The 20674-nt window shown below is 72.1% G+C and carries 16 protein-coding genes; 9 read left to right on the top strand and 7 right to left on the bottom strand.

From position 1 onward, the window contains the following. Positions 1–2078: ATP-binding protein (locus ACRDSK_RS19060; RefSeq protein ID WP_431442441.1), on the top strand; the 2078-nt coding region annotated here is incomplete at its 5' end. 27 nt (positions 2079–2105) lie between these two features. On the opposite strand, the gene ACRDSK_RS19055 is transcribed toward ACRDSK_RS19060, so the two are convergent. Next, positions 2106–2474, bottom strand: coding sequence for a YybH family protein (locus ACRDSK_RS19055; protein ID WP_431442440.1), 369 nt, complete (start codon positions 2472–2474; stop codon positions 2106–2108). Between the two features lie 111 nt (positions 2475–2585). Here ACRDSK_RS19055 and ACRDSK_RS19050 point away from each other — a divergent pair, with 111 nt between their 5' ends. The 4 genes from ACRDSK_RS19050 to ACRDSK_RS19035 are packed head-to-tail and all read left to right on the top strand — an operon-like array spanning position 2586 to position 6140. Continuing rightward, a complete protein-coding gene (locus ACRDSK_RS19050) occupies positions 2586–3629 on the top strand; it encodes a response regulator transcription factor (RefSeq protein WP_431442439.1) in 1044 nt (347 codons plus the stop codon). Continuing rightward, positions 3626–4957, top strand: a complete 1332-nt coding sequence (locus ACRDSK_RS19045; protein WP_431442438.1) for an APC family permease — start codon at positions 3626–3628, stop codon at positions 4955–4957. Before ACRDSK_RS19050 ends, ACRDSK_RS19045 begins: the two co-directional genes overlap by 4 nt. Before the next feature lie 14 nt (positions 4958–4971). Continuing rightward, complete coding sequence (locus ACRDSK_RS19040; RefSeq protein WP_431442437.1) at positions 4972–5739, top strand: ArsR family transcriptional regulator; 768 nt, start codon at positions 4972–4974, stop codon at positions 5737–5739. Between the two features lie 11 nt (positions 5740–5750). After that, positions 5751–6140, top strand: coding sequence for a VOC family protein (locus ACRDSK_RS19035; RefSeq protein WP_431442436.1), 390 nt, complete (start codon positions 5751–5753; stop codon positions 6138–6140). Between the two features lie 37 nt (positions 6141–6177). Here ACRDSK_RS19035 and ACRDSK_RS19030 read toward each other — a convergent pair whose 3' ends face one another. After that, on the bottom strand, positions 6178–6522 hold the full coding sequence (locus tag ACRDSK_RS19030) for a DUF6223 family protein (protein ID WP_431442435.1): 345 nt from the start codon (positions 6520–6522) through the stop codon (positions 6178–6180). Between the two features lie 219 nt (positions 6523–6741). Here ACRDSK_RS19030 and ACRDSK_RS19025 point away from each other — a divergent pair, with 219 nt between their 5' ends. From ACRDSK_RS19025 to ACRDSK_RS19010, 4 genes are all read left to right on the top strand, one after another. After that, the gene (locus tag ACRDSK_RS19025) at positions 6742–7914 is read left to right on the top strand and encodes a histidine kinase (RefSeq protein WP_431442434.1); all 1173 of its coding nucleotides are present in this window, start codon (positions 6742–6744) and stop codon (positions 7912–7914) included. After that, positions 7911–8573: a response regulator gene (locus ACRDSK_RS19020; RefSeq protein WP_431442432.1), complete on the top strand. Its 663-nt coding sequence runs from the start codon at positions 7911–7913 to the stop codon at positions 8571–8573. The genes ACRDSK_RS19025 and ACRDSK_RS19020 overlap by 4 nt, the downstream gene beginning before the upstream one ends. A 24-nt stretch (positions 8574–8597) precedes the next feature. Continuing rightward, positions 8598–9629 carry a DUF3616 domain-containing protein gene (locus ACRDSK_RS19015; protein WP_431442431.1) on the top strand — a complete coding sequence of 344 codons (1032 nt, stop codon included), beginning with the start codon at positions 8598–8600 and terminating at the stop codon, positions 9627–9629. Positions 9630–9851: 222 nt separating this feature from the next. Next, positions 9852–10055 (top strand): cold-shock protein, encoded by a 204-nt coding sequence (locus ACRDSK_RS19010; RefSeq protein WP_431442430.1) that lies wholly within the window; start codon positions 9852–9854, stop codon positions 10053–10055. 101 nt (positions 10056–10156) lie between these two features. Here ACRDSK_RS19010 and ACRDSK_RS19005 read toward each other — a convergent pair whose 3' ends face one another. The 5 genes from ACRDSK_RS19005 to ACRDSK_RS18985 are packed head-to-tail and all read right to left on the bottom strand — an operon-like array spanning position 10157 to position 20632. Beyond that, the gene (locus tag ACRDSK_RS19005; protein WP_431442428.1) at positions 10157–11119 is read right to left on the bottom strand and encodes a glycine betaine ABC transporter substrate-binding protein; all 963 of its coding nucleotides are present in this window, start codon (positions 11117–11119) and stop codon (positions 10157–10159) included. Between the two features lie 17 nt (positions 11120–11136). Next, a complete protein-coding gene (locus ACRDSK_RS19000) occupies positions 11137–11913 on the bottom strand; it encodes an ABC transporter permease (RefSeq protein WP_431442427.1) in 777 nt (258 codons plus the stop codon). Next, positions 11910–12908 carry an ABC transporter ATP-binding protein gene (locus tag ACRDSK_RS18995; protein WP_431442426.1) on the bottom strand — a complete coding sequence of 333 codons (999 nt, stop codon included), beginning with the start codon at positions 12906–12908 and terminating at the stop codon, positions 11910–11912. The genes ACRDSK_RS19000 and ACRDSK_RS18995 overlap by 4 nt, the downstream gene beginning before the upstream one ends. Then, positions 12901–13548 (bottom strand): ABC transporter permease, encoded by a 648-nt coding sequence (locus ACRDSK_RS18990; RefSeq protein WP_431442425.1) that lies wholly within the window; start codon positions 13546–13548, stop codon positions 12901–12903. Before ACRDSK_RS18990 ends, ACRDSK_RS18995 begins: the two co-directional genes overlap by 8 nt. 34 nt (positions 13549–13582) lie before the next feature. After that, positions 13583–20632 carry a MupA/Atu3671 family FMN-dependent luciferase-like monooxygenase gene (locus ACRDSK_RS18985; protein WP_431442424.1) on the bottom strand — a complete coding sequence of 2350 codons (7050 nt, stop codon included), beginning with the start codon at positions 20630–20632 and terminating at the stop codon, positions 13583–13585. Between the last annotated feature and the right edge of the window lie 42 nt (positions 20633–20674).

Raw genomic sequence — 20674 nt, 5'->3', positions numbered from 1 at the left:
GTCCCCCGCCGCGCCGGTCCACGCCGCCGGCCCGGCCCGCGACGCGGCTGATCGGCCGCGAGGCGCAGGTCGCGTCGATCCACCGGCTGCTCGCGGCCGAGCGCCTAGTCACCGTCGTGGGGCCGGGTGGGGTCGGCAAGACCAGGGTGGTGCTGGAGGTCGCCCGTCCCGGCGACGCGGCGACGATGCTGTCGCTCGCCCCGGTCACCGCGCCGGCCGCCATCCCGCACGCGCTGGCGTCGGCGCTGAACCTCAGCGTAACCTCCGGCGACGTCCTCGCCGCCTGCGTCGCCGTGCTCGGCGAAGACCCGGGCCTGCTGGTGATCGACAACTGCGAGCACCTGCTCGACGCGGTCCGCGACCTGGTCGGCGTCCTCCTCGCCGGCTGCCCGCGCCTGACCATCCTCGCGACCAGCCGCGAACCGCTCGGCCTCGCCGAGGAGTACACCTTTCGCCTGTCCCCGCTGCGGCTCCCGCGCGAGTCCACGGCCGACGATCTCGCCCGGGTGCCGTCGGTCGCCGTGTTCCTCGACCGCGCCGGCCGGGTCCGGCCCGTCGAGCCGGCGGACCTGCGCCTCGTCGCCGACATCGTCCGCCGCCTGGACGGCATGCCGCTGGCCATCGAGCTCGCCGCCGGCCGGCTGTCCACGTTCTCCCTCGCCGACCTGCACGCACGGCTCGACCGCTCGCTCGACCTGCTCGGCGGCGGCCGGCCCGCCGCCGATGCCCGGCACCGGACGCTGCGGGCGACCGTCGAGTGGTCCTACCGGCTGCTGTCGGCGGACGAGCAGCGGCTGTTCCGGCACCTGTCGGTCTTCGTCGACGGCGTCGACCTCGCCACGGCCGAACGGCTCGCGGCGGACCTGATCCCCGACGACGAGCCGGGACGCGCGCTGTCTCGGCTCGTCGACGCCTCCATGATCGACGCCGAGTTCACCGGGGACACGCGATACCGGATGCTGGAGACGCTGCGGGCGTTCGGGCTCGACCGGCTGGCGGCGGCCGGGGAGGACGATGCCGCGGCGACCGTGCTGGTGCGGTGGGCGGTCGAGCTGGCCACCGGCTTCGAGCAGGCGGTGGCCACCGAGCGCGAGCCGTCGGCCGACGCCCTCCTGCGTCGCGAGCTGCCCAACCTGCGCGCCGCGTGGCGGCTGACCCGCGACCGCGGCCTGCACGACGACGCCGTCACCCTGGTCACCGCGTTGTTCGACGCCATCACCTACCGCGACCTCGTCGAGCTGCGCGGCTGGGCGGTCGACCTGGCCGACGACTCCTCGATCGCCGCGCATCCACGCGCGGCCCAGGTACTGGGCACGGCGGCCGAGGCCTCCTACCAGAGTGGCGACCAGGTCCGGGCCGAGCGGTTCGCCCGGGCCGGGCTCGAGCTCGCCACCGACACGCGAGGCAGGTGGCTGTGCCTGATGGTCCGATCAGTGGTCGCCCTGGCGCGCGGCGCCTACCCGGAGGTCGTCGAGCTCTCCCTGGCCGCCATGGCGCTCAGCACGACTCCCCGGGAGAACCTGGGCATCGCCGCGCTCGCCCTCGCCTACGGCGGCGACCTCGACCACGCGCGGACCCTGAACCGACGCGGCATCGACGGGGCGCTCTCCCCGACGATGCTCGCCTGGGGCGCCTATGTCGGCGGCGAGATCGACAGCCTCGCCGGCCACCCCGAGCAGGCCGAACGGCACTACCTGCGCGCGATCGACCTCGCCCGCGCCTCGGGCGCCACCTTTCTCATCGGCGTGGCCACCGTCGGACTGCACGCCGTCCGCGCCACCGCGGGCCGCGTCCACGACGCCCTCCACGGCTACCGAGAGGCGATCGACTACTTCGCCCGCACCGGCAACTGGACCCACCAGTGGACCACCCTGCGCAACCTCGCCAACCTGTTGCGCCGGCTCGACGACCACGAGCCGGCGGCGGCGCTCGACGCCGCCGCCGACCGTGGCCTGGACGCGTCCGCCACCGACGACGGGCGCACAACTCCGACTCCCAGCCGGGCCGCGGTGCTCGGGCTGGCTCGGGACGCGATCGACCGCCACCTGTCGGCCGCGGTCGGCTCCGGCGCGCCGTGATCGATCCCGGTGTCGCCGCGACGCCGGTCAGACGAACAACGGGTCGTCGATGGCCCATCGCCAGGTGCCGTCCGGCTGTCGCCTGGCGACCTCGGCGGTCGTGCCGGCCGCCTGCCCTTCGCCGTCCGGGGTGTTGACCCGGGCGCGCCAACTGGCCGACATCAGGGCGATGTTGCCGGCGACGAGCACCTTGCGGGTCTCGCCCTCGATGTGCTCGATCGTCTTCAGCAGCTCGTCGACCATCGCGCGTAGCGCGGCCTCGCCGGTCCGTGACGTGCCGTCCAGGTGTTTCGCCACGCCGTCGGGCTCGTAGAGCGCCATCAACGCGTCGGCGTCCTTGTCGTTGATCGCGGCCTCGAACAGCGTGTGCAGTTCGACGGGTTCGGTTGCAGGCATCGTGTTCCTCCTCGTTCTCCTGGTCACCGATCCTGCGTGGCGACGCGCGAGCGGCGCCATCCCGCGTTTCCGGGGGTTCTCCCCCGCCGGTGGCTCGGCGATACTCGACCGGTGAAGTCCCACGACGCGGCCAGAGCGGCGATCGAGGACGCGTGCGCCACCGCCCGGTCCCTGCCCGACCTGTTCGCCGGCGCGGCGCCCGTCCTGGCCCGGGCGGTGCCCAGCGACGCGTACTGCCTGAACAGCCTGGATCCCGGCACGCTGCAGGAGACCTTCGCCCACCACAGCCTCCGTCCCACGCCGGACGTCCTCACCAGGTTCTTCGCGATCGAGGCCAGCCGGGACAACGTCAACGCGGTGTCCGCTCTCGCGGGCGACCCTTTCGGCGCGGCGACGCTGCACGAGGCCACCGGAGGGAACCCGGCACGCAGCGCCCGTTACCGCGACGTGCTGATGCCGCTCGGCCTCGCCCGCGAGCTACGCGTCGTGATCAGGGACCGGGGCGTCCCGTGGGGCGTGGTGAACCTCTTCCGCGACGGCGGGTCGCCCGACTTCTCCGCCGAGGAAGCCGGCTTCGTCGCCTCGCTCGGCCGGACGCTCGCCGACGGCATCCGGCGCACGCTGCTGCTCGACGCGGTCGACGCCCCACCCGACTCCGCGCCCGGCGTGCAGGTCATCGACCTGACCCGACCGGACCGGACCCTCCATCGCTCGCCGGTCGCCGCCCGCTGGCTCAGCGAGCTGGACAACGCCGACTGGCACGTGGCCAGGATCGCCCAGCAGGCGCACGCGAGCGGGGAGATGGCGTCGATCCGGGTGTGCTCCCGCAACGGTCGCTGGCTGACCCTGCACGCCGAACCGTACGGCGGCACCCTCGTCTCCGTCGTCATCGAGCCCACCCGGCCGGCGGAGCTCGCCCGCCTCGTGGTCGAGGCCTACGGCCTGTCCGTCCGCGAGCGGGAGATCGTCCAGCTGCTCGCCAACGGCCACACCAACGGCGAGATCTCCCGGCTGCTGCGGCTGTCCAGCCACACCGTCGGCGACCATGTCAAGAGCATCTTCGCCAAGCTGACCGTGCACAGCCGTGCCGAGCTCACCTCACGCCTGTACTTCGGTCCAGCACCGGAGAGACCGGTGAGACGAGCACTCGTGTGAGTCGCGACGTCGGGGCCACTCGACCAGCGGCCGACGGCTCCGACACCGGTCCGCTCGCGCGGCGGCTGGGCACCGGTGACGCGGTGGTCATCGGCCTGGGTTCGATGGTCGGCGCCGGTGTGTTCGCGGTGTTCGGACCGGCTGCCGGCGCGGCGGGGAGCGGGCTGCTGGTCGGGCTGGCCGTCGCGGCGGTGATCGCCTACTGCAACGCCACCGCGTCCGCGCAGCTGGCGGCCGTGTACCCGATGTCGGGCGGCACCTACGTCTACGGCCGGGAGCGGCTCGGGCACTGGTGGGGCTTCACGGCCGGATGGGGGTTCGTGATCGGCAAGACGGCCTCGTGCGCGGCCATGGCGCTCACCTTCGCCACCTACGCCGTTCCCGGCCCGGCCTGGGCGCAGCGGGCCGTCGCGGTGGTAGCCGTCGTCGGCCTGGCCGCGCTCAACTACCGAGGCGTCACCAGGACCGCGCTGTTGACCCGGGTCCTGGTCGCGGCGAGCCTTGTCGCGTTGACGGCGGTCGTGGTCGGGATCGCGGTCGGCGGCCGCGCCGGCTCGGCCAGTCTGGGCGGGGTCCTCGACACCGGTGGCGTGTACGGGATTCTCCAGGCCGCCGGGTTGTTGTTCTTCGCGTTCGCCGGCTACGCCCGCATCGCCACCATGGGCGAAGAGGTCCGGGATCCACAGCGCACCATTCCGCGCGCCATCCCGATCGCCTTCTTCGTCACCGCCGCAGTCTATCTCGTCGTGGGCGCGGCGGCACTGCTGGCCGCGGGTCCGGAGCAGCTCGCGGCCGGCAGCGCGCCGCTCACGACCGCTGTCGACGCCGCGGGCGCCGGCGGGCTGGCTCCGGTGGTGCGCGCCGGTGCGACCTTGGCCGCACTGGGCGCGCTCCTGGCCCTGATCGCCGGTGTCGGGCGCACGAGCCTCGCCATGGCCCGCAACCGCGACCTGCCCGGCTGGCTGGCCGCGGTGCACCCCCGCCACCGGGTTCCACACCACGCGGAGATCGCGCTCGCGGTCGTGGTCGGCGCGGCGGTGGCCATCGTGGACCTGCGCGACGTGATCGGCTTCTCGTCGTTCGGCGTGCTGGTCTACTACGCCATCGCCAACGCCGCGGCCTTCACCCAGCCGAGCGAACAGCGACGGTGGCCCCGCTGGCTCAACGCCCTCGGGCTCGTCGGCTGCCTGGTCCTCGTGGTGACGTTGCCCTGGCAGTCGGTGCTGGCCGGTGTGGTGATGTTCGCGGTCGGACTCGGCGGACGAGCCGTCGTCATGGTCGCGCGCACCCGACGATCACGACGCGCGATACCAATCAATCTGGATTGATGTATTCTCCTGTCATGCGCGCCAAGCCCGAACCGGACGTGTCGGCGCCACCGCCCGGCTTCCTGCGACTCACCGGACATCCGCTGCGGTGGCGGTTGTTGAGCGAGCTCGCGCGCGGCGACCGACCGGTCCGCGAGCTCACCGAGCTGCTCGACCAGCGACAGAGCCTGACCTCCTACCACCTGCGCCAGCTGCGCGCCGCCGGCCTGGTGACCATGCGGCGGAGCTCGGCCGACAAGCGCGACACGTACTACGGCCTCGACCTGCCCGCGTGCCGTGACCTCCTCACCCAGGCCGGCTCCGCGCTGCACCCAGGTCTGCGCCTTGTGCCCGCCGAGCTGCCCGCTCCGGCGACCGACGACAGGACACCCGTGCGGGTGCTCTTCCTGTGCACCGGCAACAGTTCCCGTTCGCAGATGGCCGAGGCGCTGCTGGGGAGGCTCGGCGGGGCGCGGGTCGAGGTGGCGAGCGCGGGTAGCCATCCCAAGGCGCTGCACCCCAACGCCGTGCGGGTGATGCGGGAACGTGGCATCGACATCGGCGACCAGCGGTCGAAGTCGCTCAGCGAGTTCACCGACGAGCGGTTCGACCACGTGATCAGCCTGTGTGACCGGGTGCGGGAGGTCTGCCCCGAGTTTCCGGGTTCCCCGCGGGTCTCCCATTGGAGCATCCCCGACCCGGCGGCCGAAGGTGGCCACCGGGCGTTCGTGCGCACGGCCGACGAGCTCGAGTCACGGATCCAGTTCCTGTTCTCCGCGATCGAGCACACCACGACGAACTGAGAGGTGTCGCGATGCCCGACCACAATGCCGACCTCGTCAACGTCCGGTACATGGTGGACGACGTCGAGAGCGCCGTCGACTTCTACACCAAGCACCTCGGGTTCACGCTCAGGATGAGCGCCGCACCGGCGTTCGCCGACGTCCTGCGCGGCAACCTCCGGCTGCTGCTCAGCGGGCCGAAGAGCTCGGCGGGCCGGCCGATGCCCGACGGCACGACACCCGAGCCGGGTGGCTGGAACCGCATTCATCTCATCGTGGACGACATCGCCGCCGAGGTCGCCCGACTCCGCGCGGCGGGCCTCACGTTCCGCAACGACATCGTGTCGGGCCCCGGCGGCCGGCAGATCCTCCTTCAGGACCCGGCAGGCAACGTCGTCGAGCTCTTCCAGCCGGCCGCCTGAGCCGCCTTCGTCGCACCGGATGCTCGTCCGTGGCGGGTCAGACGGCGTGGCGGGAGCGAGCGCGGGCCAGCCCGCCGAGGACGACGGCGACCAGCCCGAGGACGAGCGCCACGAAGCCACCGACAATTCCGGAGCCGGAGCCGGGTCCGCCGTCGGCGGCGGCCACGACCAGCCCGCCGGCGAGCACACCGGCCAGCCCCGAGGCCAGGGCGACGATGGGTGCTCGTCGCCCGCCGCTGGTCGCGCCGTGTCTGGCGGCGCGCGCCAGGGCGATGCCGCCGACGATCACGCCGGCCAGCGCCATCAGTGCGGCGAGGCTGGCCACGAGCCGGCCGGAGGTCAGGGCGTAGGTGTCGGCGGCGGCGGACAGGTTGATGAACATCGGGTTCTCCCTTTTCGTCTCGAATACGGATGTCGCCGATGATGGCCGCCCGGCCCATGGCCGGTCGTCTGGCGAACGCAGGCAGTTCGCGCTGCCGCTGACGCCGCACGCGGCTGCCGCGAACGCGGTAGGAACCGTGCGGATACCGCGGCCGCGGTAGGCAGCTGATCCCCTGTGCGCAGGAGGTCTCCGCGGCGACCTCCGGTTAGGGTCCGAGGCGTGAGCAGGGAACGGATCGGCGTCCGGGACTGGGTGATCGCCGCCGGCGTGGCGATCACCCAGCTGGTCGCCGGACTGTCGGGCCAGCACCCCGCCACGAGCGCCGTCCCGCTGGGCTACGCGCTGCTGGTCGCCGGTGGTGTGGCGCTGGCCGCGCATCACCGGGCTCCGGTCACCGTGCTGGTCGTGACGGGGTCGTGCGCGCTGGGGCAGCAAGCCGCCGGTTTCGACGTGCCAGCTGTCGCGTACCTGTTCGCGGTGTACGCCGCGGTACGGGCGGGGCACCGGATCCTCACGGTGGCGGGTTCGGTGATCTTGCTCGTCGCGCTGCCGCTCGCGATCCTGGTGTCGGCTCGCGACGCGTCCCTGAGCGAGGCGATGACGCAGGCCCGCGGCGCCCTCGAGATCGCCTGGCTGATCGCCGCCGGTGCGGCGGGTGAGGCGCTGCGGCAGGCCGAGCGGCGCGCGGACGAGGCCGAGCGCACCCGCGAGGAGACCGCGCGACGGCGCGCCGACGAGGAGCGGCTGCATCTGGCACGCGAGCTGCACGACTCACTCACCCACCAGATCTCCGTGATCAAGGTGCAGGCCGAGGTCGCCGTCCACCTGGCCCGCAAGCGAGGTGAACAGGTGCCGGAGGCGCTGTTGGCGATCCGGGAGGCCGGTCGGGAGGCGGCCCGGGAGCTGCGAGCGACGCTGGAGGCGCTGCGCGACGACGACCCGAACCCACCGCGTGGCATCGGCCAGATCCCGAACCTGGTGCAGCGGGCCCGCTCGGCCGGGCTGGACGCGACGCTGACGATCGAAGGCAGCCGAGACGTGCCGGCCGCGGTGGACCGGACCGCGTACCGCATCGTTCAGGAGTCGCTGACCAACGTCGTCCGGCACGCCGGCGCCGCCACCGCGACGGTCCACATCGACTACCAGCCCGACGCGCTGGTCATCAGGGTCGAAGACGACGGCACGGCGACGCCGGACAGCGCGCCGGTACACGGCGTCGGGCTGCTCGGGATGCGCGAACGGGTGACCGCGCTCGGCGGTCGGCTGGAGGCCGCACCACGCGGCGAGGGCGGCTTCGCCGTTCGAGCCGAACTTCCCGTCGCCGCCGAGCATCCCGTCGACGCCGAGCCTCCCGTCGACAGTGCGGACCGAGCAGCGGACCAGACGTCATGATCCGTGTCCTGCTGGTCGACGACCAACCGCTCATCCGCAGCGGGTTCCGGGCGCTGCTCGACGTCGAGGACGACATCGAGGTGGTGGCCGAGGCCGCCGACGGTAGCGAGGGCTTGGCGCTGGCCCGGGAACACGTGCCCGACATCGCGGTCATGGACATCCAGATGCCGCTCGTCGACGGCATCGAGGCGACTCGGCGCATCGCCGCGGACCCGGCCCTGGCGCGGGTGCACGTCGTCATCCTGACCAACTACGGGCTCGACGAGTACGTCTTCGACGCCCTGCGGGCCGGCGCGGCCGGGTTCCTGGTCAAGGACATCCACCCCGAGGACTTCCTGCACGCGGTCCGCGTCGCCGCGCGCGGTGACGCCCTGCTGGCACCGTCGATCACCCGCAAGCTGATCGACCGGTACGTCACCCAGCCGCCCGGACCCGTTGCCGACGCGCGGCTGAAGGAGCTGACCAACCGCGAACGCGAGGCCGTCGTCCTGGTCGCGCGGGGCCTGTCGAACGACCAGATCGCCGACCGCATGGTGATCAGCCCGCTGACCGCGAAGACCCACATCAACCGGGCCATGACCAAACTCCACGCCCGCGACCGCGCGCAGCTCGTCGTCTTCGCGTACGAGTCCGGCCTGGTCGCCCCACGCGACGCCTGACGTCAACGCTGGTAGAAAGATCAGATGGACATCGAGCGCCGCGTCTCGCTCCGGTTCGGCAGTGAGGCCGTGGAGTCCGCGACACACACCAACCTGTCGGCGGTGCGCACCGACGGCGACTTCCTCTGGGTGGCCGGCGACGAGACCGCGACGGTGGAACGCTTCAGCCTCACCGACACCGGCGAGTACGCCGACCACGTGACCTTCGACCTCGCCGACGTCGTGACGCTGCCCGGCGAGCCGGGCGACGAGGTCGACGTCGAAGGACTCGCTCGCCACGGCCCCTATCTCTGGGCCGTCGGCTCGCACAGCAGCAAGCGCAAGAAGATCAAGTCGGACCACTCCGACACCAAGGCGGCGAGCCGGCTGGCCCGGGTGAGCAAGGAGCCGGGCCGGCGAGTCCTGGCGCGCCTGGCCATCGCCGACGGGCAACCGGTCACGGAGACCCCGGACGGGCACCACAGTGCGGCGCTGGGCAAGCCGGGGATCCTCGACCTGCTCGACGACGACGAACACCTCGCGCCGTTCCTCGCCATTCCGGGCAAGGACAACGGGTTCGACATCGAAGGCGTCGCGGTGGACGGCCGGCCGGGCCGGGAACGACTGTTCGTGGGGCTGCGCGGTCCCGTGCTGCGCGGCTGGGCGGCGGTGCTCGAACTCGCGCCACGCGAGAAGGACGGGGAGTTGTCGTTGGCTCCGCTCGACGGCGACGCGCGGTATCGCAAGCACTTCCTCGACCTCGACGGCCTGGGAGTCCGCGACCTCTGCCGGCACGGCGACGACCTGCTGATCCTCGCCGGCCCCTCGATGGCTCTGGACGGGCCGGTCCGGGTCTACCGATGGCGCGGCGCCGCCCTGATCGACGCACCCGAGGTGGTCCACCGCTCGGAGCTGCACCACGAGCTCGACCTGCCCTTCGGCACGGGCACCGACCACGCCGAGGGCATCGCCGTGCTTCCCGGCGACGAGCTCCTCGTGGTCTACGACAGCCCCGACCCGGCGAGGATGCCGAAGCGCGGCACGGTGCTCGCCGACGTCGTGCGCCTGCCGGGCTGACTGGCTGTCGAACCGGCACGGCATCGACGCGGTTAGCTCGCCGCCGGGTGATCGTGTAAGCTGCTGCTGGTCGTTAGTTTTGTGTTCGTATTCTGTGCGCTCGCGAAACGTTTTGTGCGGGCGTTGTACTTCTCCAAGCAGGTTGGAGCGGCCCGTCGCAGACAACCCGGCTCGCCGTGCCCCGCGGTGTTCCGCTCACCATCGCTTGTCTGAGGAGTAATCATGGCCCAGGGTGTCGTGAAATGGTTCAATTCCGAGAAGGGCTTCGGCTTCATCGCCCCCGAGGACGGTAGCGCCGACGTGTTCGTGCACTACTCGGAGATCCAGGGCGCCGGCTTCAAGTCGCTCGAGGAGAACCAGCGCGTGCAGTTCGAGGTGGGCCAGGGCCAGAAGGGCCCGCAGGCCACCGGCGTCACCATCATCTGATCTAGGAGTCCATGCACCGGGCACGAACGCCCGGACGTGGTCGGCATCACCGGCAGGCCCGCAGCACGAAGCGGGCCTGCCGGTTTGCTGTGCGCGCGATCTCAGCCGATGAAGCCCTTGTCCCGCAGCCAGTCCGCCGCCACCTTGGCCGGTGCGGCGCCCTCGACGCTGACTCGTTCGTTCAGCGCGAGCAGCGTCTTGTCGTCGAGCGCCTCGGCGATCGGGGTGAAGACGTCCTCGAGGCCGGGGTACTTCGTCGCGAGCTCGGAGCGGATCGTGATCGCCGGGTTGTAGATTGGGAAGAACGACTTGTCGTCCTTCAGCACCACCAGGTCCTGCGCGGGGATCCGGCCGTCGGTCGACGCCACCGAGCCGAAGTCACAGGTCTTTCCCGAGCCGATCTCGGTGTAGACGACGGCGTCGTTGACCTCGTGCCGCTGCGCCTTCGGCAGCGTGAAGCCGTACATCTCGCTCAAGCCGGGCAGGCCGTCGTCACGGCTGTTGAACTCCGGGCCCATGCATGTCGAGGCCGCCTCCGGGTTGGACTTCGCCAGTGCCGCGTAGTCCGAGATCGTCTCGATGCCGGTCTCCTCCGCGGCCGCGCGGTTGGCGGCGATGGCGTAGGTGTCGTTGCCCGGCGAGCGAGCCCACCAGGTGATGTCGTTCTCGGCGTCGAGCGTCTTGACCTTGTCGAACAGCTGCTCCGGGTCGGTCACCCGGTCGGTCTGTTTGAGGAAGGACACCCAGGCGGTGCCGGTGTACTCCCAGTACAGGTCGATCTGACCGGTCGTGAGCGACCGCCGGACCGCGTCCGTCCCGGTGATGTTCGTCTTGTCGGCCGGATCGGCACCGGCGGCCTGCAGCGCGAGGATCGCGATCTGGCCGAGCACCAGCTGCTCGTCGAACTCCTTCGACCCGACGGTGATCGCGACCCCGCCGAGCTCGTCGATCTTCTCGATGGAACCGGCGCCGGTCTCGGCCTTGGTGGACTCGTCCTCCAACGTGCAGCCGGCGGCCAGCAACGCGAGGCTGGCGACGACGGCGACGACGGAATAGCCGCGCATGGGACTTCCTCCTCGGATCAGATTCCCTTGGGTCGCAAGAACGTCTCGGCCAGCAGTCCGAGCCAGTCGGCGAACAGGGCGAGCGCGGCCACCAGCACCCCGAAGGTGACACTGATGACCGGCCGGTTCAAGGTGAGGCCGGTGAACAGGCCCTCCCCGAGCCCGCCGCCGTCGATGAGGGCGGCCAGCGGTGCGCTGGCGACGGTCAGTACCAGGGCGGTGCGGACGCCGGCGAGGATGACCGGCACGGCGAGCGGCAGTTCCACCGTGAACAGCACCGCGAGCCGCGACAGCCCCATCCCGCGGGCGGCCTCGGTCAGCACCGGGTCGACGCCCTCGATGCCGACCATGGTGTTGCGCAGCACCGGCAGCACGGCATAGGCGACCAGGGCGATCACCGCGGTGCCGACGCCGATGCTGATCACGAGAGCTAGCAGGACGATCAGACCGATGGACGGGATGGCCTGGCCGAGGTTTCCGAGGCTGAGCACCACCAGCCGCCCGGCGCGGCTGCGCGAGAGCGAGACGGCGATGCCGAGTGGAATCGCGATGGCGATCGTGAGCGCCGTACAGATCAACGTCAACACGACGTGCTCGAGCACCTGGGACCCGATCACCTCGCCGTTGACGTTGCGCGCCTCGATCGAGTCGAGTTGTTGTCCCCACGTCCACAACCACAACACCAACAGACCCACCACGAGCAGTGCGGGGCGCGCCAGCAGGCCTGCCCGGCGGGGCCGTCCCGTTCCGCGTGCGGCCCTGGCCGGGCGCGCGGCCTCGACCGACGCCGTCATGGCTGGCCGGCTTTCCCGACGGCCGTACCCATCACCGTCTGCAGGTGCAGCGACCCGAGCACCTTGGCGTCGTCGCCGAAGTCGTCGGTGACCAGTACGACGTCGCTGCCCTCGCCGAGCATCAGGTCGAGCGCGTCGCGCGCCGTCGCCTCGACCACGATTCGCGGCAGCCCCTCGGCTCGCGGTGCGGGGGCCAGCTCGACGTCGCGCAGCCGCAGCAGCGCCAGCTTCTTCAGCTGTCCCCCGGCGCCGATGAAGCTGGCGACGTAGTCGTCGGCGGGGGCGGCCAGGATCGTCTCGGGCGTGTCGTACTGGGCGATCACCGACCGCGGCCTGAGCACGGCGATCCGGTCACCCATCTTGAGCGCCTCGTCGAAGTCGTGGGTGACGAACACGATGGTCTTGCGGACCTCACGCTGGAGCCGCAGGAACTCGTTCTGCAGGTGGTCCCTGGTGATCGGGTCGGTCGCGCCGAACGGCTCGTCCATCAGCATCACGGACGGGTCGGCCGCGAGCGCCCTGGCGACGCCGACCCGCTGCTGCTGACCGCCGGACAGCTCACGGGGGTAGCGCCGCGCGTAGTCCGCGGGCAGGCCGACCAGTTCCAGCAGCTCGGCGACCCTGGCCCGGACCCGTGACCTGCTCCAGCCGAGCCGCTTCGGCAGCAGACCGATGTTGTCCTCGATCCGCTTGTGCGGGAACAGGCCGATCTGCTGGATGACGTAGCCGATGTCGCGCCGGTGCTGGTCGGGATCGAGTGTGAGCACGTCGGTGCCGCCGATCGTGATCGTGCCCGAGGTCGGCTCGATCAGCCGGTTGATCATCTTCATCGTCGTGGTCTTGCCGCAGCCCGACGGTCCGACCAGGACGACGACCTCGCCGGCGGGAATGACCATCGACACCGCTTCGACGGCGGGCTCCGCCTGCCCGGGATAGCGCTTCGTGACGTCGGTGAGCTCGATGGTCTCGCCGGGGCGGCCGGTGGGTTCAGGCACGTAGCCCCCGTGAGGTCGTGTACTTGGCGACGCCGGCGAGCGCCAGGTCGAACAGGAGGGCGAGCACGACGATGCCGAGGGTGCCGGTGAGCACCTGGTTGAGTGAGTTGGCGCCGCCGAACCGGCCGAGCCCGTTGAAGATCTGGTTGCCCAGTCCGGGGCCCTTCACCCAGGCGCCGATGGCCGCGATCCCGATGATGATCTGCGTGGAGACCCGTACCCCGGCGAAGATCACCGGCCAGGCCAGCGGGAGCCGCAGGTCCCAGAGCACCCGGGTCCTGCTCAGGCCCATGCCGCGGCCCGCCTCCACCACGGCCGGGTCCACCTCCTGCAGACCCACGATGGTGTTCCGCGTGATCGGCAGCAACGCGTAGACCACCAGCGCCACGAGCACCGGTAGCACGCCGAGACCGAACGGCGCGATGAGCACGCCGAGCAGCGCGACCGACGGGATGGTCAGGAAGGCGCCGGTGGTCGTCGTGGCCAGCGCGGCGAGCGTCGAGTGCCGGTAGGTGAGCATGCCGAGGCCCACGCCGATGACCATCGCGATCGCGACCGCGCCCAAGGTCACGTCGAAGTGCAGGATCGTGTCGTTGACGATCGTGATCCAGTTCTCGCGCACGTACTCCGCGAAGGTCACCACCGCCTCCTCACGCCCCGCCGATGATCGAACACTAGCCCGACACCTGTGTCATGTGCACGAGCAAGGCTCGCAGGTTCTCGGCCCATTCGGCGATCGTCTCCGGGTCGAACAGGTCGGTCGAGTACTCCCAGTTGATCCTGACGTCGTCCCCGAGCGCCACGACCCGGACGTAGAGCTCAGTGCGGGCCAGGCCGGCCACGTCGACCTCTCGCACCGCTGTCGAGTCCAGTCCGTCGAGCTTCAGCTCCGGCGGCGGTGTCGTCACCACCGTGAAGAGGACCGGTGGGAACGGCCGCTCGACGAGCTCCGGCGCGACCAGGCCGAGCACGTCCACGAGCGGCAGGTCCTGGTGGTCCAGCGCCGCGAACAGGCCCGCGGACAGGTCGCGGACCTGCTGGACGAACCCACCGTCGCCGGCACGGAACCGGACCAGCACGGCGTCGCCGAGCATGCCGACCACGCGTTCGTGGTCCGGCCTGGTTCGGTTGGCGCTGGAGGTCGCCAACACCACGTCCTCCCGGTCGCACCGCCGGCACAGCCACCGCGCGAACGCGGTGGCGAGAACCGCGTACGGCGTGCTGCCGGCCTCGGCGGCGAGCCTGCTGACGCCGCGAACCAACTCCGGCGGCAGTACCGACTCGTGCGTCGCGCCACTTCCGGACAGCGCCGGCGGCCTCGGCCGGTCCGCCGGCAGCGACGGCTGTACGTCCACTTCGGACAGCTCGGCGCGCCAGAAGCGCGTCAGCTCCGCGCTGCGCTCGGCGGTGAGGTGAGCCCGCGCCCACCGGGCGTGGTCGGTGTGCGGTACCGGGGCGAGCAGGTCGGGCTCGCGCCCGGCACGCGCCGCGGCGTAGCACTCGGCGAGCTCCGCCCAGATGACGGCGAGGGAAGCGCCGTCGCAGACGATGTGGTGCAGCACCACGACAAGCACCCAGCTACGCGGTCCCCGCCGCCCGAGCCGGAAGCGGAACAGCGGCGCCTTGTCGAGCGCGAACGGCACGGCGACGATCTCCCGGCACCAGTGGTCGACAACGTCGTCGTCATCGTGGTCGCTGCCGGCGATTGGCTCGACGTCGAGCGGGATCCGGAACGGCGCGAGAATCTCCGCCACGAGGTCGCCACCGCGGTCCGCCACGCGCATCCGCAGCGCGGTGTGCCGATGGACGAGCGTCTCGATCGCGCGCCGCAGCGCGTCCGTGTCGAGGTCGCCGTCCAGGTCCACGCGGTGTGCGACGTTGTAGACGGTCGGGTTGGCCTGTAAGCCGTGTCGTTGCCACGCCCTGCGCTGCGCACCGCTCAGCGGCGCGGTGTCGATGACCGTGTCGACGATCGTGTCGCTCGCGCCGAGGTGCGCGGCGAGCGCCCGGATCGTGGAGTGCCGGAAGAAGTCGACCATCGAGCAGTCCTTGCCGAGCCGGTCGGTGATCCGGTTCAGCAGCCGCACGGCCGACAGCGAGTGCCCGCCGAGCGCGAAGAACGACCGGTCGACCGGCACCCGGGTTCGGCCGAGATCCGCGCACCACAGCTCGTGCAGCTGCCGCTCGAGCGGCGACTCCGGCTCGGCGCCCGCGACGGCCATCGCGGCCGGATCGGGCAGCTGGTCCCGGTCGAGCTTTCCGTTGGCGTTGACCGGAAGCCGGTCCACGACTACCCAGTGGTTCGGCACGAGCTGGCGCGGCAGCACGGCGCGCAGCCGCTGGGCGACCGCGTCGGCATCGGCGCCGGGTTCGAGTACCGCGTACGCGACCAGCTCGGGATCCCCGGACGGGCCCGTCCTGGCCACGACGGCCGCGTCGCGCACCTCGGGCAGTTCGGCGAGCGCCCATTCGGTCTCACCCGGCTCCACCCGGTAGCCGCGGATCTTGACCTGGTCGTCGCGCCGGCCGAGGAACTCGAGGGTGCCGTCGGCACGCCATCGGCCGAGGTCACCGGTGCGGTAGACGCGGGAGCCCGGGCGCGCCGGGTCCGCGACGAACGTCGCGGCGGTCTCGGCCGGGCGGCCGAGGTAGCCGTCGGCGACGGCGAGTCCGCCGAGGTGGATCTCGCCCGTCGCGCCGACCGGCACCGGCCGGCCCGCATCGAGGACGTCGACGGTGACCCCGTCGATCGGCACGCCGATGGGCGGACGGTCCGCGGCGGTGGGATCGACCTGCTGGGCGGTCACGATGATCGATCCCTCTGTCGGACCGTACTGGTTGACCAGCGCGCAGTCCGGCTGGTGCGCGAGGAACCGGCGAAGTGCCGGCGTGAGCACGAGCGGCTCACCCGCCGAGACGATCATCTCGAGGTCCGGGAGGTTCGGTCGGGACTCCATCAGGTACTTCAGCGGCGTGTACGGCATGAACAGCCGCTCCACCCGCGCCGCGCGTGCCAGCTCGGCGAGCGCGGCGGGTTCGTGGCGCACCTCCTCGTCGACGAGCACGAGGCTCGCGCCCGAGGCAAGGGTGCTGAAGATCTCCTGAGCGCTCACGTCGAACGCGGGCGAGGTCCACTGCAACGTCCGCAGTGGACGGTGTTGGGCCAGCTGCCAGCGCACCACGTTCGCCGGTCCGCGGTGCGGCACGAGAACACCCTTGGGGCGGCCGGTCGATCCGGACGTGTAGATGCAGTAGGCGAGATCGTCCGGACCGACCGAAGTGGACGGACGCGTGGCCGGCCCGCGCGCGCCCGCACCGGGCAGCGAGGCGGCGGTGACGACCAGCTTGGCTCCGCTGTCCGCCAGCACCAGGTCGACGCGGGCCTCGGGCAGGCCGGGATCGATCGGCAGGTAGGCCGCGCCGGCCTTGAGCACCGCGAGCAGGACCGTGATGAGGTCGGGTCCGCGGTCCAGCCGCACGGCCACCAGGTCACCACGCCTGATGCCGTTCGCCAGCAGCCAGTTCGCGAGCTGGTTGGCCCGGTCGTCCAGCTCGCGGTAGGTCACCGTCGACGGCCCGGCGACGAGCGCCGTCGCCTCCGGTGTCCGGTCGACCTGGTCCTCGACGAGCCGGTGCAGGCAAGCCGGCGCGTCGCGAACCTCTCCCCGCCAGCGCGCGAGGTCGGTGCGGTCCGCATCGGTCGGCCGGGTCAGCTCGGACAGCGGGACCGCCGGCTCGCCGGTCGCGCGACGCAGCACCGCCTCCAGGTTGGCCAGCAGTCGCCGCACGGTGCCCTCGGTGAACAGGTCGGTGTCGTACTCGACCGCGATCCGGAGGCCACCGACGTGCCGGGTGAGGTAGAGCGAGAGGTCGAACGGCGCGCGGTCGGCCGGCACGTCGAGGATCGCGGCCGCCAGCCGCGGCGGGTCGAACTCGACGCTCGACTCGTTCTCGTACTCGACCATCACCCCGAACAGCGGGTTGCGGCCCGGGTCCCGATTCGGGTTGAGGATGCCGACCAGCTCGTCGAACGGCACCCCGCGGTGCTCGTACGCGTCGGTGGTGGTGTTCCGGACGCGGCGGGCGAGATCCACGAAGCCCGGGTCGCCGGAGAGGTCGACACGCAGCGGGATCGTGTCGAGGTACAGGCCCACCAGGTCGTTCGCCTCGCGCGGCCGGTTGCGTAGCGCGGTGCCGAGCACGATGTCGTCCTGCCCACCGAACCGCCCGAGCACCGCGGCGATCGCGCCGAGCACGGCCATGAACATGGTGACGCCACTCCGCTGCGCGACGTCGCGCAGCCGCTCGACGACCTCGCCGTCGAGCTCGTTGGAGAAGCCGGCACCGGCGCCGGTCCGGTTCGCCGGCCGGGGACGGTCGGTGGGCAGCTCGAGAGTGGCGGCGCCGGCGAGGTGTGCCCGCCAGAACGCGACGTCGTCCTCGCCGGCCGTGGGGTCCGGGTCGGCGAAGTCCGGGAGCGCCGGCAGGTCGTCGGGCTCCGCGGGCCACGACCGGTAGTACGCGGCGAGATCGCGGACGAGCACGGCGGTCGACGAGGAGTCGAACACGATGTGGTGTGCGGAGAGGAAGAGCAGGTGCTCCTCGGCCGACAGCCGCACCAGCCGCGCGGCGACGAGCGGTCCGGTCGCGAGGTCGAACACCTCACGACCGGTGGTGCGCAACGCCTCGCGCAGCGCGTCCGCCTCCGTGCCGCGCGAGCCGTCGACCAGTGGACAGTCCACTGTGGCCCGCGGCAGCACGGTGCGGTACGGCTCGCCGCCCTCGTCGCGGAAGACCGTGCGCAGGGCGGGCTGCCGCTCGACGACCCGGGCCAACGCCCCGCGCAGTGCGGCTTCGTCCAGCGGGCCGGTGAACCGGATCGCCTTGGGCTCGTGGTAGATCGTCTGGTTCGGGTAGAGCCGGTCGAGGAACCAGATTCGGCGTTGCGCGGAGGTGAGTGGGGCGCGCCGCTCGGCGGTGGCGACCCTGAGCTCGTCCAAAGTGGGCAGTGCGGCGAGCACGCGGTCGGTGGGTACGCCGAAGTCGACGAAGCAGGCGATCTCGTCGGCGCCGGCGGCGCGCAGCTCGGCGACCACCGCGGCGCAGCTCTCCTTGGTGCCGATCAGTGCGCGGGTGCCGCAGTAGCGCCGGTAGGCCTGGCCGAGCAGGAAGTCGACGTCCTCGGCCGGGGTGTTCTCGAGGTCGATCTCGACGCCCAGGCTCGTGGTGACCTGGTCGAACAGCGACAGCGACGAGCGCAGGTAGCCACAGAACGGCTCGAACGCCTCCGCGCGCACCCGGTCGAGATCCTCGCCGACGTAGGTGTGCACGAGGACGACGACGCGCCCGGGCCCGAGGCCGCGCTCGGCGCGGGTGCTTCGGTAGCGGGCGATGTTCTCGGCGAGTTGCTCGACGCTCTGCGACATGAGGTTCGTGACGATGCCGAGGTCGTTCTCGGCGGCGCGCCGGTAGCTGTCCGGGTTGCCGACGACCGCCACGTACATCGGCGGCCGCTCCTGGAGTGGACGCGGGTAGAGCCGCACGTCGACCTCGTCGCCGGACCCGGACGTCGCGGTCACCGACTCCCCCGCCCACAACCGGCGAACCGTGTCGAGGTGGGTGTACATCAGGTCCCGGTGCCGCCCGAAGTTCTCGGGGGCGAGCACGAAGTCCTTGGCGTGCCAACCACTCGCGACGCAGAGCCCGACCCGGCCGCCGGACAGGTTGTCGACGACCGACCACTCCTCCGCGACCCGGACCGGGTGGTGCAGCGGCAGGACGACGGAGCCGGCGTGCAGCCGGATCCGCTCGGTCTGCGTCGCGAGCGCGGCAGCCAGCACGGAGGGGTTGGGAAAGAGCGCGCCGAAGGAGTGGAAGTGCCGCTCGGGCAGCCAGACCGCGTGGAACCCCCGCCGGTCGGCGAATCGCGCGGCCTCGGTGATGAGCCGGTACTTGTCGGTCTGGTCCTGGTCGGGGTAGTCGCCGAAGAAGTAGAGGCTGAAGTCGCATCCGCCGGGCTCGTCCGTCAGAACTGAGCGGGCGGACGCCGAGGTGCTGGTCGGTGTGGCAGGTGCCGGCGGTGAACCGGTCGGCGCCGGGAGTGGCGTGGCGGGCGCCGAAGGCGGAGTTGCCGGTGCGGGTCGGGTGGCCGGAGCGGCGGGCGCGGGTGGTGGCGCGACTGCCGTCGAGGACTTGCTGAGCGCCGCCAGCTGTTCCGACATCAGCGCGGTGACCTGGTCGACCATCTTCTCGGCGAGGGCGAGCTGCCGGTCGACGGTCGCCTGCAGGTCGCCGCCACCCGGTTGGACAGGCGCCGAGGCGGTCGCCGGGTCCGGCGCTCGTTCGGCCTGGTCGGGTGCGCTCGGGGCCGGCTCGGGCGGGGCGGCGGCCTGCGGCTGGGCGTCCTCGACGGGCTGCTGCCGGCGGGGGCCGATCAGGGCGGCCAGCTTCGCCGGTGTGTCGGCGTCGTCGAAGAGGTGGCGGATCGGTACGCGGACGCCCACCGACTCGTCCAGTTCGCGGGTCAGGTTCATCAGCGACAGGGAGTCCCCGCCCATCTCCACGAACGTGCGGTCGGGGTCGACCGCCGCCAGGTCCGTGCCCAGCAGCCGGGCGGTCATTCGGCGGACGTCGTCGAGGACGCCATCCTCGACGACACCGGCCCCGACGACACCGGCCTCGGCGACCGCCGGGAAGCGTTGCTTGCGGAACGGATAGCCGGGCAACGGGATCCTCCGTCCGTCCATCGGCAGCGCACCCCAGTTCACGTCCACCCCGCGGCCGTACATCGTCCCGACCGCCCCGAGGAACGCGCCCTGCCGGGGCAGGGTCGGCAGCCAGCGGCCACGCGCACCGCGGCGGCCGAGCCGGGTGAGGCCGTCCGCCGGTCCTATCTCCACCACGTCCGATCGGTCCACAGTGGACATGACACGGTCGAACCGAACCGGTTCACGCGCCTGGCGGCACAGGTAGTCGACATCCACCCGGTGGCCGGCGGGCAACACCCGACCGTCGAGCCCGCTGATCATCGGCAGCAGTAACGGGCGCAGCTCGACTGCCTGCCGCGCCAGCTCGGCCGCGGCCGGCTCGATCAACGACGAATGGAAGGCGCGGTCGGCGCCCAGCCGCACGCACGCCACGCGCCGCGCACCGGCCAGCTCGACCGCTCGCGCCACCGCATCCGGCGGGCCGCTCAGCGCGCACACGTCCGGCGCGTTCACCGCCGCGAGCTCGGTGCCACTGTCCGCCGCGATCCGGCCGGCGACCGCCTCGCCGGCGTTGACGACCACCATGCCGCCGGGTTCCGTCGCCCGCATCGCCGCGCCGCGGGCCGCGGTGATCCGCAGACCGTCCACAAGAGACAGCGCACCGGCCGCGTACAGCGCCCCGTACTCGCCGAGGCTGTGCCCCGCGACCACGGCCGGCTCGACGCCCACCGAACGCCACAGCTCCACCAGCGCCGCCTGGAACGCGAACAACGCCGGCTGCACGTCGCGGACCTCGTCGCCGCGAAGCTGGTCCAGCAGGCCCGGCAGCACGTTCTCGCACTCGTCGAGCACGGCCCGCACCACCGGGAACTCCGGGTAGAGCTCCGCCGCCATCCCGGCGCGCACGGCGTCCTGCCCGCAGAACGCGAACAACAGCGGCGCCACCGGTCGATCCGGCGACGGCTCCCCCATCGCCGTCTCCAGCGCGGTGTCCAGCGCACCAGCCAGCTCCGCCACGTCGCGCCCCACCACGGCCAGCCGGCGCGGCAGGTGCCGGCG

Origin of the sequence: Actinophytocola sp., from assembly GCF_050699915.1 — a bacterium.
Lineage (GTDB): Bacteria > Actinomycetota > Actinomycetes > Mycobacteriales > Pseudonocardiaceae > Actinophytocola.
The sequence above is the reverse complement of the archived record's forward strand: the minus strand, read 5'-3'. Positions and strand labels throughout refer to the sequence as shown.

Coding starts and splice junctions, on each gene's coding strand:
- ACRDSK_RS19005 (WP_431442428.1), bottom strand. CDS start 11,119: ATGCGCGGCTATTCCGTCGTCGCCGTCGTCGCCAGCCTCGCGTTGCTG.
- ACRDSK_RS19035 (WP_431442436.1), top strand. CDS start 5,751: ATGCCCGACCACAATGCCGACCTCGTCAACGTCCGGTACATGGTGGAC.
- ACRDSK_RS19000 (WP_431442427.1), bottom strand. CDS start 11,913: ATGACGGCGTCGGTCGAGGCCGCGCGCCCGGCCAGGGCCGCACGCGGA.
- ACRDSK_RS19055 (WP_431442440.1), bottom strand. CDS start 2,474: ATGCCTGCAACCGAACCCGTCGAACTGCACACGCTGTTCGAGGCCGCG.
- ACRDSK_RS19015 (WP_431442431.1), top strand. CDS start 8,598: ATGGACATCGAGCGCCGCGTCTCGCTCCGGTTCGGCAGTGAGGCCGTG.
- ACRDSK_RS19010 (WP_431442430.1), top strand. CDS start 9,852: ATGGCCCAGGGTGTCGTGAAATGGTTCAATTCCGAGAAGGGCTTCGGC.
- ACRDSK_RS19020 (WP_431442432.1), top strand. CDS start 7,911: ATGATCCGTGTCCTGCTGGTCGACGACCAACCGCTCATCCGCAGCGGG.
- ACRDSK_RS19030 (WP_431442435.1), bottom strand. CDS start 6,522: ATGTTCATCAACCTGTCCGCCGCCGCCGACACCTACGCCCTGACCTCC.
- ACRDSK_RS19040 (WP_431442437.1), top strand. CDS start 4,972: ATGCGCGCCAAGCCCGAACCGGACGTGTCGGCGCCACCGCCCGGCTTC.